This is a genomic window from Methylomonas albis (genome assembly GCF_014850955.1).
Classification (GTDB): Bacteria; Pseudomonadota; Gammaproteobacteria; order Methylococcales; family Methylomonadaceae; genus Methylomonas; species Methylomonas albis.
This window is the reverse complement of record NZ_JACXSS010000001.1, coordinates 5,015,956-5,031,155: the sequence shown is the minus strand read 5'-3', so window position 1 is coordinate 5,031,155 and position 15,200 is coordinate 5,015,956. Positions and strand designations below refer to the sequence as shown.

Sequence of the window (15,200 nt, the reverse complement as noted above, 5' to 3'; positions counted from 1 at the left end):
TACATCGAGCGGCACAGTAATTTATGACTAAACAATACACTCGATTTAAAGATATATCGGTTAGCGAGCGAATATTAAACACCGTTTTTCTGTTAACCATCGGCTTGGCCTATATCATGGCCTTGATCAACATGTATTACACTCACCAGGGTCGAGACGGTAAGCCGGGATTGTCTATGAACGACATCGTCATCATGTACCACGGCTCCAATACCCAGACACGCTTGGCCACCGCCATTACCGGCATTATGGAGCCCAACCTCAAATATAAGGGCGACAAGGACGTCATTTTAAAATGGATACACGACGGTGCCGAAGAAAACGGCTATCGGCAAACCATTGCGCCTATTCTGAATAGGGACTGCATACTTTGCCACACGCCCAGCATTAATCCGGCATTACCGGATCTCAGCAATTACGCCGGTGTGTCGGAAGTCGCGCATAGCGGCGGCGCCTCGTTACCGGCGCTAGTCAGGGTGTCGCATATTCATTTGTTTGGTATTGCTTTCATTTTATTCTTCATCGGCCGAATATTTTTGTTGTGTGAGATCAATATCTACGTCAAGCGCATTGCGGTAGTCATCCCCTTTGCCGCTATGCTGTTGGACGTGATGTCTTGGTTCATCACTAAAAATATCTCACAGTTCGCTTACGTCGTGGTTCTTAGCGGCGCGCTGATGGGTATTTCCATGGGCGTGCAAATCCTGCTCAGTATCTATCAGATGTGGTTTTACAAACGCTAGACAACTTTCGTTGTCGGCTGTCTGTCATGCTGAATCTAGGTAAGCAACCGCTGGTTGCTGTCCTTATAATGGGGCATGCGAATTCAGCGGATTTTTTTATTGTCTTTTCTGGCCTTGTTATTTCTGGGAAGCGCGCCTATTGCGGCCCTGTCGTTTTATGCTTCCCGAGTCATGCTGCGACACGAGATAGCCAATAGCCTGGAAAACGATGCTGCCATGCTGATGCAGCAGATTGATATGTTGATGTTCGAACGCTTGCAAAACGTCCATTCCTGGAGTCAGTTGGATATTCTTCAGGAAGGCCGTATTGGCGACATCGACAAACGGCTGGCGCAGTTTCTGGAAAATATGGAGCAAAGTTATCCTGGTGTTTACCTAGGTTTGTTTTATTTGGATGACGCCAACAAAATCGTCGCCGCGTCCAATAGCGATGCGATAGGCTCGTATTTTCGTCCACAAGCCGACTGGATCCAGGCTAACCTGCCACATGGACAAATAGTATTGGAAGCGCCACAGCTAGAACCGCCTTATGATCACGCCCAATTGATCATGCGTGCCTCAGTGCCGGATAAATACTCTGCTGGCGAGCACGGCCAGTTATATGGAATTTTCGATTTCAAACACATCATGGAATTATTCGACCGTGCAAGTCGTGTCGAGTCAGGACAGCGGTATATCGTGTTGTTGGATGCGAACGGCAGAGCAATCGCCGGCTCAGCAGAAATACGCTCGCGACAAATGCTGCTCAGCCAAACCTTCGCCGGCTGGGGAGACAGTAAAGGACACGGATCAAAGATTCATCAGGGTGAGCCCTTGAGCCAGGCACCGGTTTTGGTTGGCTATGCCCATTCCCAAGGCTATCAGGCTTATGCCAATCTAGGCTGGTCATTGTTGATAATGCAGTCCACCGAACAGGCTTTTCAGTCGATCTGGCGCCTGTGGTGGTGGTTCGGCTGTGTGTTTTTGATTAGTAGCTTGATAGCTGCCGCAATAGCGCATTGGTTGGCTCGACGTATCGCTAGCCCCATATTGGACTTAACCTCCTGGGTCAGAAATTTTCAGATACTACCCGTATCCTTTAAGTCAGGTACGGCCGACATTAATGAAGTTCAGGAGTTAAGTCAGGCTTTTGCTCAATTGAGCGAGGACTTGGAGCAGTCGCGGCAACAAGTCATTCACGCCGCTAAATTGGCGGTAGTCGGCGAAATGGCTGCGATCATGGCGCATGAAGTTAGAACACCGCTCAGCATCTTGCAAACCAGCGCGCAGATTCTTCAGGCCGAAACCGCGTTAACGGAGGACGGACGCGACATGAGCCGAATTATCGTAGAAGAAAGCGCCCGCTTGAATCGGCTGATTTCAACCTTACTGGATTGTGCCCGCCCAAGGCCGCCCCATATGCGAGGCTTGGCGGTTGAATTGGTCATTGAGCGAGCCGTTGAATTGCTGAGTAAACAAGCGGAAAACAAGTCGATTGTGATCAAAGTCGTTAAGCCGCAACCGCTAACCATGATAGAGGCCGACGAAGAATTATTGGTACAAGTGTTTTTGAACTTGATGTTAAACGCCATTCAAATGTTGCCCGTGGCCGGCCATATACGCGTGCAAATCATTGCTAGCGATGTCAACCGCGTGCAGATAAAAGTTGAAGACGATGGTCCGGGCATTACGCCCGAATCGCGCCAGCGCCTCTTCGATCCGTTTTTCACTACCCGCGATACCGGAATCGGGCTTGGCCTGACAGTCACGCAGCAAATTATTCTTGCCCATGGCGGTAGCATAAAAGCCGGGCTTAGCGAATTAGGCGGTGCCTGTTTCACTATTCTTTTGCCAAAACGCCAAACAAAAAATCTATGCTAAGCGGTTCACGCGTATTAATTGTTGATGATGAAGCCAATGCCCGGCGGGTTTTGGAAGTTTTACTGAAAAAACTTAAATGTGATGTGCTGAGCGCTGAACATGCCCAAGCCGCTTTGAGCTTATTACGGGAAACAGACGTCGATTTGCTGATTACCGATCTGAATATGCCTGGCATGAATGGCCTGGAACTAATGGCTATGCTTCGTGATGAAGGTCATACGTTTCCGGTGATTGTTGTCACGGCATACGGCACGGTGGAAACTGCCGTGGCAGCCATGAAGCAGGGCGCTTTTGATTTCATCATACGGCCACTGGATGTCGAGCAAGTCGAATTGGTGGTAAGACGGGCGCTCGAGGTTAATCGCATACAACGTGAAAATCAGTTTTTACGGGATGAATCCGCTAAGGGATGGGATGAATTCATTGGTCAAAGCCAAAGCATGCACCAAGTGTATGAACTGATCCGTCAAGCCGGACCCAGTAAGGCCAGTATCTTTGTTTACGGGGAAACGGGTACCGGCAAGGAATTGGTGGCCCGTGCGGTACATGCCAGTTCAGGCCGGGAAGGCTTATTCGTCCCCATTAATTGCGCGGCTATACCGGCAGACATTTTGGAGAGTGAACTGTTCGGTTATGTGCGTGGCGCGTTTACCGGCGCGGTTAAAGACCGGGTCGGTAAGTTCGAGCTTGCTGACGGCGGTACGCTTTTTCTCGATGAAATTACTGAAATGCCGCCCGCCACCCAGGCAAAATTGTTGCGGGTTTTGCAGGAAAGCCGGGTCGACCGCTTGGGCAGTAATCGCAGCATTGAAATCGATTTGCGGGTAATTGCCGCCACCAATCGCAATCCGTTGGAGGCGGTCAAACAGGGACTGTTGCGGGAAGATTTGTACTACCGCTTGAATGTGTTGACCATTGCCTTGCCGGCCTTGCGGGAACGATTAGAGGATATCCCGCTATTGGCAGTGCACTTTATTGAGAAATACCGTTCATCCGTACAATATGGGGCGTCGACGCCATTGTCCGCCGATGTTTGCGAGGCCTTGTTAAATTATGATTGGCCCGGCAATGTGCGCGAGTTGGAAAACATGATAGAGCGGGCTTTGGTCTTGAGTCAGGGACAAACCATAGCATTGTGCCATTTTCCGCGGGAAATCTTGAATCGGTCCACTCAGGAAATCCCAGACGAGAATCTGCAACCAACAAACGAAGGCAACCTGGAAATGGAGTTTAACGTCGAAAGACTGGAAATCAGCTTATTAGCGCAGGCTCTATCCCTGGCTACTGGCAATAAAGCCAAAGCGGCGAGGTTGCTCAAAATCAGCGAACGCACGCTTTGGTATAAGCTGAAAAAATACGGCATTTGATAGACGTGGCTGATTTCGTATGCCACAAAAGCGGTGAATTGGACGTATTATTTCAAAAGTTCAATAAAAATTGGAAGGGTGGATTTGAGCTTGATCAGTGTCGCTTTGTTTCTTTGATCGTAACGGTTCAAAAAGTCTACTACCACCACTGATGGCTTAGGTGCTTGGTTTTGCTGGCGAGGGTTGGGTAATGGAAGATTTAGCAGATCCACTTTCTATAGTTCAATGAATGCTTCTGTTTGTTCTTTGGCTTCGGTTTTTAGACTGACCGTGACACGACTAAAGCTAAGAGAACTTTGGTACTCGGTAGGGATGATGAAGCGAAAGTAGTAGATGTTATTTCTACGAAGAAGATAACGAACACGTGCCAAAAGCAGACCCTTCTTTTAACAGTTTTTTGTAACAAAAACCGCTGTCAAAGGGTGCTTTGCGAAATAGACAATCGAACAATTATCTGTAGGCCTTTATTATCAAGGGTTAAGCGTATTTGTAAATCACAGTTACCCCTAAAGTTACCCCCGCCTGAACAATGTTGCTCCGTCATTTTGCAAAAATGGTGGGATTTTGATTCTTTAGGGTTGCTACATTATCACATGGCCTATTTTCTTGATTTTACAGGCGTTTAGGTAACTGACTGGTTCGTTCAACAAACTCTACTTTGCTGTACTTTATTCCGGTAAATCTTCCAATACATCATTTAACCAATCCACCAACGCCGCGCCTGGGTGAGTGTATGCACCGTATTCGGCAAGTTCACGCTGTAGCCTTGCCATTAGCTTGGGATTAATTTCAATATCCAATCGACGCACACCGCGCCGCCTGTTTAGCTCTCGCCTTTCCCGTTGATATTCGGCGGATGATTTAAAACTGGATGCGGCCATAATCGTTATTCCTCCGTACCTTTGGAACTAGAGTTTTATCTACCGGCATGACTTCGCTTTTGCTTCGGTCGGTTTCCGTTCAACGCCGCTCGCTGTTTGCCGGCTTCGGTCTTGGGGCCGGTGCTGCATCCGCCATGCCATTTACAGCGGCCATTCCTATAAATCGCTTTCTGTTTGCAAGCTGTCCCGGCTCGGGTTTTGGCTCCGCAAGTCATGTCCCGCAAATCATCGGGGAATGGTTCGCGAATTGGTGGTGGATATTGATAGCCCCGTTCTCGCCACTCAGCGAAAACAGCGTCATGCTGCCGATTGAATTCTTTAAGTCGCTTTCGTTGTTCAGTTGTACTCATAACCTTGGTATATACTGAAAGTCGAAAAAGGTAGAAGCTGAGAAACTCTGGGAACATTTGAAACAAACGGAGAACAACAATGAAAAAACTGATTTTGCTCCTTACCGCCCTGACGGCTAGTACCGCTTTTGCGGATAAATTCGTAAATGGGTATGTCCGTAAAGACGGCACATATGTAGCACCGCATTTACGCAGTAGCCCTGATCAATATCGTAGTAACAACTACGGTTCGCAAACCTTTGGTGGTTCGCAGCGAGACGAGTTCAGCAGCAATCCTGCCACAAATCGCGGAAATGCCGGTTACAACATGTACGACAACGACAATGATGGTCAATCAAACGCCTATGACAACACGCCGAACGGTGGAAGTGGTTGGAGATAGCCCGACAACGGTTCTTCCCCAATTATTTGCATTTTCACGCTAGGCATATGGTAAATAATAGGTACATCCCGCATAGTGAACACCCAAGGCTATTTTACGACAAGCTAAGTCATTGATTCTTGGTGTTTTGCGTTCATATTATGAACACCTGTTCACTATACGGCACGACTTGTTCAGCATACGGCACGAAGCGTTCATATAATGAACAAGCAAATCAATTTTCAGGCTGCCAGTTCCGCCATTCATCGCTTGGCTTGTGGTCGTTAAACTCTCGGAAAGTCAGCCGCCATTTTCTAGCTAATTGTTTGCTGAAATGGCCTTCCAGCATGAGTTTTATAAACCCGTGGCTTTCCAATTCTCTAAAGGCTTCGTGCGCCTTGCCCCGGCAACAGCCGATGCGCTTTTGTGCTTCGGAAATACTGTAAGCAATAGGTTCGTACATACGCCAGTGAGTTTGCATCAGGATCAGCAATTTAACCGCATTGCCGCTTAAATCCAGATAAGCGGCAGAGCGGATCATGTCGACGTCCTGGGCGATATAAGCTTTTTTCTTGAGCTTCGCCGCCATGCCTAACTGCCCAGAATCTTAACCCTAGCACCGACAACGCCATCTAGGGCCACTTTCACGGCTTGGTAAATGGCTTTGTAAGACTGCTGGCTTTCCATGCCCTGGGTCAACGCTTGGGCTGCTGTCAGTTCGGCCAGCTCCAGGGTTTTAAGCTGTACCGCTGTCATTAGCTCCCTGATTTCGGTCGCCTGCGGTTCGATGATGACCAGGGCTTTATAAACGGCGTTCGTGATGATTGAGAAATAGCGTTCGGCGTTCTGGCTGCCTTGGCACCCTTATGTTATTCCATTAGAACTGACACCTTCATTTCATTAATTTAGAATTCTGATAGGCTACAGTGCATGATCCTAGATTAGGCAAATTTCCCCTTATCCCAATCCGCAGGACTGATTTAGGGTATAGCCACCGTGACCCGGGCACCCAACTGGGTAAATCGATTTAGCAATGCCGCTCTGATTTGCAGGCCGGCCACTTGGCTGTTAAAGATTCTAGCGTTGACCCGTTCGCCTAAAAGTTTGAAACAACGCATTTTGGTTTCACCAGACTTCGGCGATGATAGCCACTCCATTTTCTACAGATGCCTCTGCCTAGCCTATCGGTCGTACGCAGTGTTTCATTCCTGGTAATGGCACCTAGGGTGTTTTCTTTCAGGGGTTTGCTGTCTTTGAGCACTGGAATTATGGTCTCGGCATCTCGCTCGGCAATCGCGCTCTTACTTTGCTTGGCATCATAAGCCCTGTGGGCACTGACCGAATCAATCCGGTTGTCGCGGGGTATCTGATTTAGCAAATCCGGCAAAACCTGAGCATCGGTCACCCGATTGGATGTCACCTCAATCGCCAGAAATGCCCAAGTGAACTTTACGCTGAGTATTCCGACAAAAATCAGCCAGCCATTCCGATTGAAAACCGCCAAAAGTTACGATTTAAACCTGGCCATCGGATTCCGATATGATTAAGCCATTGTTACATAACGTCTTTTGGAAGTGGTGAATTGTCACAATCGACCCAAACTTGACGGTCGCACTTCTCCAAAGCGTCCAGTCAACCAATCTGCATTCTGCGAACTGGATGCCCAGAAAGCTGCCTTTGGCGATTTCAACCAAACGGCTAATAGCCGCCAGACGAAATGATCCAGCCGATGGCTAATGTCGAGCCAAAAGCAGGCGTAGCTTAAATCATCAGTTTGGCGGTGGCCTGTCTATCGACCATGCAACCGACTTAGTACATTTGTACTGGTACAAATGAGTCATTGATTTATCAGAATTAGTTGATTATTGTTTCTTCAAACTAAATGATAGAAACTGGCATGGACTTTCAAAATGAATTGATTTGAAGCGTTGGGGTGAGCAGCGTTATATACAAAAATCATTGTAGTTAGCGTAAGAATAAATACGGGCTTAGGTATATCCAGCTAGGATAGGAGAACCTTCCAGTGAGCTTTTACGAAGACATTTTAGAATAATTCAAATCTAAAAACGGGCTTTTAAAGTAAGAAAGTTTATTTTCACCCGCGCTGCCAACCACGTTGGCCGATGTTGATAAAGCTAACAATATTCTAAGTTTCAATAAAATCTGTTCAGAGTTTGAGAGGCAATTGCTTGAGGTGTCAAAAAGCAGTGAGGACGACATCATCGAGAAAATATAAGAACTGGAAAATACGGAAACTGACTAAAAAACGCTGGCCCTTTCAAACGGCTTTTGTTAGGCCCGCGAGGGTCCCAGAGATTGGTCTGGGGATACGGTGTTCTAGTTAATGACTTTAATGTCTTCCCTAAACATTGGGATATTGTTGCGCAAGCAACACAAAGTGGCATCGGGATGATGAATACTGCCTCAACGATAGGTGGTGACCTCCTTTTCGCTTATTTGGGTGATAGACCTATTAGTGCTTGGTTTTCTTTTTGGTGAGCGTGCACTGATGAATTTACTTCCATAACTTAAGAGTCTTAAAGCAGGTTAGTTAAATCGCATTGGACTGAAATCACTAGATTATCGTCGATACACCAACTATAAAAGGCACACTATGCAAATTCAAGCCACCGATCAATCCCATGATGGGCCCTCTAACAAACCGCAAGTCGATACCCCGGTATTGGCAAAACTTGACATTCCCTTGTTTTATGCCACTGAGCGTGGGCCAATTCCCTGGCAACACAGTGTGTTTTGCGGAAAAGCGTTTGCTGAAACCGTACTGACGGAATGTGAGAAGCTATTTCAGGATAATAATTACGGTCTTGTACATATTGGGGTTTACAACCCCCGCCAGGCTAGACACAAGGATGGAACTCCAATCATCCCCATTCGATGGAGCAATCATGCTTATGGAGAAGCCATGGACTTTAAAGGTGTTTATACAGACAACGGTAACGGAGAATTTCTTGGCATTGCCAGAATGAAAGCTGAAATTCCCGGGTTTCTTAATAGTCTCCATACTGCTTGCGAAACCGCTGTCACTGCGATTAACCGTAAACCTGAAATTGTGGACGAAGGTGATTGGTTGCACTTAGGTATATGGCCTTCAAGATAAATCGGTCAACGAAACCCAAGTTATTACGCAGTTTTCCGCCGATGAAATTGCTAAAAAATCCAACGGACTGTTCGCTTCCTTAATCGTTCTATTGGCCATTACTTTGCCGCATTTCGTCAAATTCGGCAAAATTTGCGGTGAGTTTCGGGTTCGTTTCATACTGGTTTCAGAAATCCAGATAAAACCGAAACTACTTATGAAAATCTCAGCGCAGTTAATCTGGGATCTATCGCTGATCGAGCAGCGCTTCAAATGACTGACTGGTAGATGTGTGAATGGTTAACATGGCAACCTCCAAATTAGCTTACGGATCAGTTTGAATGATATCCAGAACCTATCTAATAACCCGTTAGGCAGGAGTTGCTGATTGGATGAACGGGAAATGGAAATCCGAAGGTTATGAGTTTGGATTTATCCAGATTGCAATACTGGCGGGAATGACTGCCGGAGACAATCCTCAATTTTGCCAACGGGAGGTGAGACCATCTGATTTAATGCTTGTCGTTCATTCGCTAACTGTCATAGTTCGTTACCTGCGAACGGCTAACATGCTTAGCTGTAAAGACAGCTGTGCTGATTCAGCAGTTCCTGTTCAGAATGAATAAAGTTATTTTCTAAATTTAATGGCAATAACTTAACTTATAGTGCAATATTTAATAATTAAAAATGCGATTTATAGCAGAATTTCATGTTAATTTTTCCGCTCCTGGAGGGTGTATGCAACAAATGTATAATATGTTTATATCTAAAATTGTATTTGCATTCTTTTTAGCTACGCTAGCAGGATGCGCGTCAGTGCCTGTGGAGGTCGCACAGCTACATCAGAAAGAACTCAGCATGATAAAAACCTTAGAAGCTAGTCATAAAAATATTGTGACTGCCTATTTCGATTCAAGAATTAGTGAATTTGAAGGATTTTATTTCAAACAATACGCACCTCGATACTTAGAAAACTATAAAGAGGCATGGGAAAATCAAAATGGAAAAAAATATGATTATGAACAAAACTTTCCCTCCTTTTATGAAAGTTCAATTGCAGTGTATCAAAGCGAAATTCAGCCTCTGTATACACTACGTAATAAACTATTGACCTCAATTGATGATGAATATTCAAAATTAATTACATCTCATCAGGCAATCGACACATGGTTAAAAAGTGTCAATGATCTTAATGATGCGGATAAAAAGGCAATAAATAATATTCTAGATGGCGCCATCCCCGGATTATCAATAGATAGTATAAAAGGCGAGGTTGATAACGTAATAAACGGAATCAAAGCCAAGCTATTTAAATAGTGTACCAATGTTTAAATTATAAAGTCAGGAGAAGTGTTATGCCAAAACAAGATGCAATCTCAAAAATAGCGCAAAATAAAACATCAGAAGAGTTTGCAGATGCATTATCGTCATATTCGAATCTTACCAGTGATCAGCTTGCAAAACTTTTTCCGGAGCAAAGTGATAAAGACGAAATTATTGCTCTCTTGAAAATAGTGAACTCCGCCGCAGATGACAATACGAAAAAGGCAGAACTTGTTGCCAAAATTAGTGATATTGGTGGTGCTGTGATAAAAGTCGCCAAACATTTTGCTACAGGATTATAGTTTGACTGTATAAATGCATTCTTAGGATTATTATGAGGATCTCGAAATGAATTTACAGAAGCAAGGACTCACTTTAAGTCGTGAAGGCATTAACCAAGTTTGTTCTTTGCTTGCTGTTTCCGAGGCGGAAGTTTGGTCCATTATTAATGTCGAGACGTCGGAATTTGGGTTTCTAAGTGATAGACGCCCTCAGATCCTTTTTTAGCGCCATATTTTTCATAAATTAACCAATGGCAAATATGACAACACATACTCTAACATAAGCCATGCTAATACCAGAGGTTATTTAGGTGGGGCAAGAGAATATGCCCGGCTAGGCGACGCATTGGCATTGGATAGGCAATCTGCTCTTAAAAGCGCTTCCTGGGGCATCGGTCAAGTAATGGGGACCAATTACAAATCGGGTGGATTCGATGAAGTTGAGGCTACGGTCACCACCATGGTTAATGATGAAGACTCACAACTACTGACTATGGCTAACTTCATAAAATCAAATCATCTTGATGGCGCATTACAAAATAAAAACTGGGAAACGTTTGCTCGTGTATATAATGGCGCTAATTTCAAAGATAATGACTATGATTCACGTTTGGTGTCGTCATATGCGCAATTCAAAGTAACCCTGCCAGATTTGCGTTTACGAACTGCGCAAGTAGCATTGCTTTATTTAGGGTTTGACCTAGGTAAAATTGATGGTTTACGAAGACGTCGAACGAGTACGGCAATTTATCAATTTCAGGAAAAATCTAAATTACCTCAGACAGGCCAGTTAGACCGAATTGCTGAAGATAACTTGCTTGAGGGGCGTTCAAGCCTGGTAATGCAAGTGCTGGAGGTTAGCCTAAATTTAACAACTTACAAATTTGTACTTAAAATATTGTTTTTGCAAGTGTCCACTATTTGTGGTTGTGACAGTGGACTTTATGTTAAAAATTGCTTTCAGATAATTACAAAAATCGTTAGAGCAAGGAAGGCTTGGAACAACTTTATGAGGTCATTTATTCTGAGATCAATCATAGTAGTTAATCTTCATGATCGATAGAGTCGGAGTGGGCCAATGCTCAGATACGTTAACTTAAATTTTAAAATGGAAGATGTTTTATGAAAAATATAATGCCTATGCTTGGTGGAGTATTGCTAACTGTATTATATTTCACGTATTCTGGGAAAATTTGTTTTCAACTAAATCTTGCCAACTATTCTCGCGATTATATTATATATTTAATAGTCTTATTTTTAGTTTTTCTTGCAATTACACCCATACTCTTGCCAATTCATAGATATAACAAATACGGTAAAAATAATCGCATTAACGATGTCACAGGTTTTTTCGATGTAGACCTTATAGCGGATTATTTCGACCAATTTTTTAGAGGTGATGACAATTGCAGAGAAACGGCCGAAACCTACAGAAAAAATCCGACTTATAAAAATAAGAAAGCGTTGAAAGATGTCTTTGATACAACAATAAGAGATACTTTTGGTCGAGACCGCATCAAATATGCGACGTACGTCCTTTTAATAGTTAGCTTTGTGGTACTGTTTTTTGCCATCGAGGGTGGGGTTCAATTGGCTAGAGAGCTTGGGGGTATAACCGATAGCAAGCCGGTTCATTTCCCTTTAGGACTTAGGCCAGATATTACTAGTCTTGCGGCTATTTTTGGCGCTTACACATGGATTACATCCGATGCAATCTATCGTTATCGCCGAAATGATTTCAATTCGTCGGACGTTTTATGGTATTCCTTACGACTGATTGTGGCCATCCCCTTGGGAGAGGCCGTTGCTGCGTTTGCTCCTATGCAGACTGCCGAAGGTAAAGCAGTGCCTGTCAGTTCTGCTGGCCCGCTATTAGCTTTTGTGATCAGTATGTTCTCCTTTTCCAGTATTCAACAGATGCTAGGTGCTTTCATTAACCGTGCTTACAACTTGCCAACTACAGCAGCAGATGCACGCGATGACGCGCTCATAAAATTGCCAGGAATCGATCAAACCGTCGCGGATCGGTTAGGGGCAGAGGGCATTACCACCATGGCACAACTAGTCGCTACCGACCCCGTTCTGTTATGCAGTCACACTGCAATCCCTTTCTGTTGTATTTTAGATTACGTTAATTCAGCGATGTTATGGAAATTAGTGGGAGCAAAACTGTTGATTTTGAGAGAGTTCGGTTGGCAAGGAACAAGTCAAGTCATCGCGTTCTCAGAAAGGAACATGCCGTCACTTATAGACAACATAAATACATTTAATAAGGCCAAACTTGAACTTGAAGAAGCCCAAACTGAAGTCTTTAATGCCAAGCAAACTTGTGGCGATTCTGAAAATGAGGCCATAAAGAATGCCCAAATATCTTTTAATAAAGCGAAAGAAAAATTCGATTCCGCATTAATACAAGTTAAAAATGGTGGCAAATCCGATGAATCCATATTTGTTGACATGGCGAAAAAAGCAGAAATGGCAGAATCAGCGTTTCCAGAAATCATAAATCAAATAATAATCGATTCCTACGCTCAGTTTATTTACAAAATTAAGATTGCTTGCGGAAAATAAAATATAAACGATTGTTAACTTTTTATATAGTTCCTGCGTAACCCCACTTTCATGAGATAGGCAGTCCAATGCCTGTTCTGATGGACTTTGTTGCATAAATCGAGGCAAGGGTAAATTCCCCCTTACCCCAGTCTGCCAGACGGATTTAGGACATGACCACGGTGATCGGCGTTCCCAGCTGGGTAAACCGATTTAATAGCGCCGCTCGGATTTGAAGTTCGGCGACTTGGCTAGTAAAGATACGCGCCGTGACCCGTTCGCCTAGCAGCTTGAAGCAACGCATTTTGGTTTCCACCAGGCTGCGACGATGATAACCACTCCATTTCTTCCAGATGGCTCTGCCTAACCGTTGCGTGGCACGTAGCGTTTCATTTCGGACTTGAGCCCCTGGCGTATTTTCTTTCCAGGGTTTACCGTTCTTGCGGACGGGAATAATCGCCTCGGCGTCGCCCTCAACGATTGCGGTGTGCGCGTTCTTGGTTTCATATGCGCCGTCACCGCTGACTGAATCGATGCGTTCGTCGCGAGGTATCTGATTCAGCATATGGGGCAACACCTGCGCGTCACCAACACGATTCGATGTCACTTCAATCGCCCGAATTTCCAAGGTTTCAGCATCAATACCCAAATGAACCTTGCGCCATTGCCGACGGTACTCGGCGCCATGCTTCTTAGTTTTCCATTCGCCTTCGCCCAGCATTTTCACGCCCGTACTGTCCACCAACAGATGTAAGCCATTCAGGTTGGAACGATAGGAAATACAGACTTGCAGATGCTGTTGGCGACGGCATAGTGTCGTGTAATCAGGTGTTGGCCAGTCCAGTCCCGACAGCTTCAACAAACTGGCCACCATGCCACTGGCTTGTCGTAATGCCACTCCGAATAGATTCTTAACCATCAAGCAAAACTGAATGGCGGCATCAGAAAACTTCTCAGATCGACCTCGCTTACCGCGACCAGGGGATAACCAATCCATCTTTTTATCAATCCACAGCAGCATCGCGCCACGTTGCTTCAGAGATTGATTGTAGTCACGCCAGTTCGTGGTTCGATATTTCTTCGGTTGCGGCTTGGATATTCCACTTGTGGGTCAGTAAATTCACTCCCCAACATGGGGTCGGTAGTCGATTTATGCAACAAAGCCCATTTTATCTAGCAATAATAATGAAGTAGTAATATACACATATATCCCTAATCCGATAACCATTTTACCATTGAATGCCAGGTATGTTGTTATATGTGGAAAATGGGACCATAAATATGGTTTTGATGGTGGGATTATGAGTTGGAAGGTTTGTGAGCATGAAGATGCACCGATCAATAAAAATGCCATAAAAATTTTGAAATCAGATGGTTCTTGGCTATTTCATTCAAATATTAATGGTAGCACAACAATTTCAATGAAAACCCATACTGAACCAGGAAGTGATTTAAAAAATGATTTATATGCGCTCTTCGTTAACTCCTTTGCTGGCAATAGACTAATAGAGGATTGTGACAGACTTAAAAAGCGCGTAGATCAATAAAAATTTGACTTAAAACAAGATGTGGTTTAGAAATTATAGATAAACTCGAGATCTAGTTAGATTGATTATGCTTATTATAATTCGGCCCCCATCTAAATTTTATGGGGGCATAGCAAGCTATCCCAAGTATGGTCAGCAACTTAAACTATTCGTTTATTTTGACAGATACTTTCGCGAAAGCCGGATAATTTAGTATTTAATTATAAATTCATTTTTAAGGCCAATAAAAAATTATTCTTGTTGATTGTTTTCATCGCCGTTTACCTGTAAAGCTTGCAACGCTCTATGGAGAACAAACTTACTCGTAAAATACCCCCCAAAAAAACCAGTCATTCCAGAGCATATTATAAGAAAAAAGACAAACACAGGGAGGCTTTCAATACTATATTTTAAAGGCGAATTTTCAGGCACAATTAGCTTAGAAGCCATCTCAGAAAATATCCAAAGTCGATCTCCAATTTTATCTATTTCAGTTAGAGTGATACCAATTATTATTTTGGTCAACCAATCCGAAATTTGTTCCAGATTTGTATTATGCAAAAACTTAGGATTACCGTCATTTCCAGGCACTGCATCAGAAACCTGCGAGGTCTTTGGTATTCCAAACAAGAAACCCAAAAAACCACCAATCGATGTTCCTCCTAAGCTAATTACTGCGAGGGTCGAAAAAATACCCCACTTAGGGAGACCGTCGGAGATATCTATGGAGTAGATTAAACAAAATACAGCAACGACTGACATGCCGATTGATACCCATATAAATAATTTTATCTCATCTTTATATTGATTGTTCATAGGGTCTGTCATAATTTTTACTAAATGTGAAAAATGGAATCGGCG

The 15,200-nt window shown here is 44.1% G+C and carries 17 protein-coding genes and 1 pseudogene; 10 read left to right on the top strand and 8 right to left on the bottom strand.

The features are described from left to right. The first annotated feature begins 23 nt into the window (after positions 1–23). The 3 genes from EBA_RS22685 to EBA_RS22675 all read left to right on the top strand — a co-directional run bounded on the left by EBA_RS22685 (position 24) and on the right by EBA_RS22675 (position 3,970). A complete protein-coding gene (locus EBA_RS22685; protein WP_192376854.1) occupies positions 24–743 on the top strand; it encodes a hypothetical protein in 720 nt (239 codons plus the stop codon). 75 nt (positions 744–818) lie between these two features. Further along, positions 819–2,603 (top strand): sensor histidine kinase, encoded by a 1,785-nt coding sequence (locus EBA_RS22680; RefSeq protein ID WP_192376853.1) that lies wholly within the window; start codon positions 819–821, stop codon positions 2,601–2,603. Beyond that, positions 2,597–3,970, top strand: coding sequence for a sigma-54-dependent transcriptional regulator (locus EBA_RS22675; RefSeq protein WP_192376852.1), 1,374 nt, complete (start codon positions 2,597–2,599; stop codon positions 3,968–3,970). The genes EBA_RS22680 and EBA_RS22675 overlap by 7 nt, the downstream gene beginning before the upstream one ends. Positions 3,971–4,185: 215 nt before the next feature. Here the strand turns inward: EBA_RS22675 and EBA_RS24980 are convergent, their stop codons facing one another. From EBA_RS24980 to EBA_RS24975, 3 genes are all read right to left on the bottom strand, one after another. Beyond that, positions 4,186–4,341: a DUF6538 domain-containing protein gene (locus EBA_RS24980; RefSeq protein ID WP_407663592.1), complete on the bottom strand. Its 156-nt coding sequence runs from the start codon at positions 4,339–4,341 to the stop codon at positions 4,186–4,188. 297 nt (positions 4,342–4,638) lie between these two features. Beyond that, positions 4,639–4,851, bottom strand: coding sequence for a hypothetical protein (locus EBA_RS22670; RefSeq protein WP_192376851.1), 213 nt, complete (start codon positions 4,849–4,851; stop codon positions 4,639–4,641). Between the two features lie 35 nt (positions 4,852–4,886). Next, on the bottom strand, positions 4,887–5,066 hold the full coding sequence (locus tag EBA_RS24975; protein WP_407663604.1) for an HGGxSTG domain-containing protein: 180 nt from the start codon (positions 5,064–5,066) through the stop codon (positions 4,887–4,889). Between the two features lie 214 nt (positions 5,067–5,280). Here EBA_RS24975 and EBA_RS22660 point away from each other — a divergent pair, with 214 nt between their 5' ends. Further along, entirely contained in the window at positions 5,281–5,583 is a 303-nt protein-coding gene (locus tag EBA_RS22660) for a hypothetical protein (protein ID WP_192376849.1), read from the top strand. Between the two features lie 214 nt (positions 5,584–5,797). Here the strand turns inward: EBA_RS22660 and EBA_RS22655 are convergent, their stop codons facing one another. From EBA_RS22655 to EBA_RS22645, 3 genes and pseudogenes are all read right to left on the bottom strand, one after another. Then, positions 5,798–6,151, bottom strand: a complete 354-nt coding sequence (locus EBA_RS22655; RefSeq protein WP_192376848.1) for a hypothetical protein — start codon at positions 6,149–6,151, stop codon at positions 5,798–5,800. A 2-nt stretch (positions 6,152–6,153) separates the two neighbouring features. Continuing rightward, positions 6,154–6,318 carry a hypothetical protein gene (locus EBA_RS22650; RefSeq protein ID WP_192376847.1) on the bottom strand — a complete coding sequence of 55 codons (165 nt, stop codon included), beginning with the start codon at positions 6,316–6,318 and terminating at the stop codon, positions 6,154–6,156. Positions 6,319–6,542: 224 nt separating this feature from the next. Further along, positions 6,543–6,991, bottom strand: a pseudogene (locus EBA_RS22645) (transposase); the annotation flags it as partial. Positions 6,992–8,176: 1,185 nt separating this feature from the next. On the opposite strand from EBA_RS22645, the gene EBA_RS22640 reads away from it, so the two are divergent. The 5 genes from EBA_RS22640 to EBA_RS22615 all read left to right on the top strand — a co-directional run bounded on the left by EBA_RS22640 (position 8,177) and on the right by EBA_RS22615 (position 12,834). Next, the gene (locus EBA_RS22640; RefSeq protein WP_192376844.1) at positions 8,177–8,680 is read left to right on the top strand and encodes a hypothetical protein; all 504 of its coding nucleotides are present in this window, start codon (positions 8,177–8,179) and stop codon (positions 8,678–8,680) included. Positions 8,681–9,397: 717 nt separating this feature from the next. Beyond that, positions 9,398–9,976, top strand: a complete 579-nt coding sequence (locus EBA_RS22635) for a hypothetical protein (protein WP_192376843.1) — start codon at positions 9,398–9,400, stop codon at positions 9,974–9,976. Between the two features lie 38 nt (positions 9,977–10,014). Then, positions 10,015–10,284, top strand: a complete 270-nt coding sequence (locus EBA_RS22630; RefSeq protein ID WP_192376842.1) for a hypothetical protein — start codon at positions 10,015–10,017, stop codon at positions 10,282–10,284. Positions 10,285–10,495: 211 nt separating this feature from the next. Next, positions 10,496–11,326, top strand: a complete 831-nt coding sequence (locus EBA_RS24780; RefSeq protein WP_267874713.1) for an N-acetylmuramidase domain-containing protein — start codon at positions 10,496–10,498, stop codon at positions 11,324–11,326. A gap of 59 nt (positions 11,327–11,385) precedes the next feature. Beyond that, a complete protein-coding gene (locus EBA_RS22615) occupies positions 11,386–12,834 on the top strand; it encodes a hypothetical protein (RefSeq protein WP_192376840.1) in 1,449 nt (482 codons plus the stop codon). A gap of 145 nt (positions 12,835–12,979) precedes the next feature. Here the strand turns inward: EBA_RS22615 and EBA_RS22610 are convergent, their stop codons facing one another. Continuing rightward, positions 12,980–13,912: an IS5 family transposase gene (locus tag EBA_RS22610; RefSeq protein WP_192377366.1), complete on the bottom strand. Its 933-nt coding sequence runs from the start codon at positions 13,910–13,912 to the stop codon at positions 12,980–12,982. 202 nt (positions 13,913–14,114) lie between these two features. Here EBA_RS22610 and EBA_RS22605 point away from each other — a divergent pair, with 202 nt between their 5' ends. Next, positions 14,115–14,360, top strand: coding sequence for a hypothetical protein (locus tag EBA_RS22605; RefSeq protein WP_192376839.1), 246 nt, complete (start codon positions 14,115–14,117; stop codon positions 14,358–14,360). Between the two features lie 231 nt (positions 14,361–14,591). Here EBA_RS22605 and EBA_RS22600 read toward each other — a convergent pair whose 3' ends face one another. After that, entirely contained in the window at positions 14,592–15,155 is a 564-nt protein-coding gene (locus EBA_RS22600) for a hypothetical protein (RefSeq protein ID WP_192376838.1), read from the bottom strand. Between the last annotated feature and the right edge of the window lie 45 nt (positions 15,156–15,200).

Excerpts from the sequence above, each read along its gene's own strand:
- EBA_RS22680 (WP_192376853.1), top strand. The coding sequence starts at position 819 with ATGCGAATTCAGCGGATTTTTTTATTGTCTTTTCTGGCCTTGTTATTT.
- EBA_RS22660 (WP_192376849.1), top strand. The coding sequence starts at position 5,281 with ATGAAAAAACTGATTTTGCTCCTTACCGCCCTGACGGCTAGTACCGCT.
- EBA_RS22600 (WP_192376838.1), bottom strand. The coding sequence starts at position 15,155 with ATGAACAATCAATATAAAGATGAGATAAAATTATTTATATGGGTATCA.
- EBA_RS22670 (WP_192376851.1), bottom strand. The coding sequence starts at position 4,851 with ATGGCCGCATCCAGTTTTAAATCATCCGCCGAATATCAACGGGAAAGG.
- EBA_RS22605 (WP_192376839.1), top strand. The coding sequence starts at position 14,115 with ATGAGTTGGAAGGTTTGTGAGCATGAAGATGCACCGATCAATAAAAAT.
- EBA_RS22655 (WP_192376848.1), bottom strand. The coding sequence starts at position 6,151 with ATGGCGGCGAAGCTCAAGAAAAAAGCTTATATCGCCCAGGACGTCGAC.
- EBA_RS24975 (WP_407663604.1), bottom strand. The coding sequence starts at position 5,066 with ATGACTTGCGGAGCCAAAACCCGAGCCGGGACAGCTTGCAAACAGAAA.
- EBA_RS22615 (WP_192376840.1), top strand. The coding sequence starts at position 11,386 with ATGAAAAATATAATGCCTATGCTTGGTGGAGTATTGCTAACTGTATTA.
- EBA_RS22640 (WP_192376844.1), top strand. The coding sequence starts at position 8,177 with ATGCAAATTCAAGCCACCGATCAATCCCATGATGGGCCCTCTAACAAA.
- EBA_RS22685 (WP_192376854.1), top strand. The coding sequence starts at position 24 with ATGACTAAACAATACACTCGATTTAAAGATATATCGGTTAGCGAGCGA.
- EBA_RS22630 (WP_192376842.1), top strand. The coding sequence starts at position 10,015 with ATGCCAAAACAAGATGCAATCTCAAAAATAGCGCAAAATAAAACATCA.
- EBA_RS22675 (WP_192376852.1), top strand. The coding sequence starts at position 2,597 with ATGCTAAGCGGTTCACGCGTATTAATTGTTGATGATGAAGCCAATGCC.
- EBA_RS22650 (WP_192376847.1), bottom strand. The coding sequence starts at position 6,318 with ATGACAGCGGTACAGCTTAAAACCCTGGAGCTGGCCGAACTGACAGCA.
- EBA_RS22635 (WP_192376843.1), top strand. The coding sequence starts at position 9,398 with ATGCAACAAATGTATAATATGTTTATATCTAAAATTGTATTTGCATTC.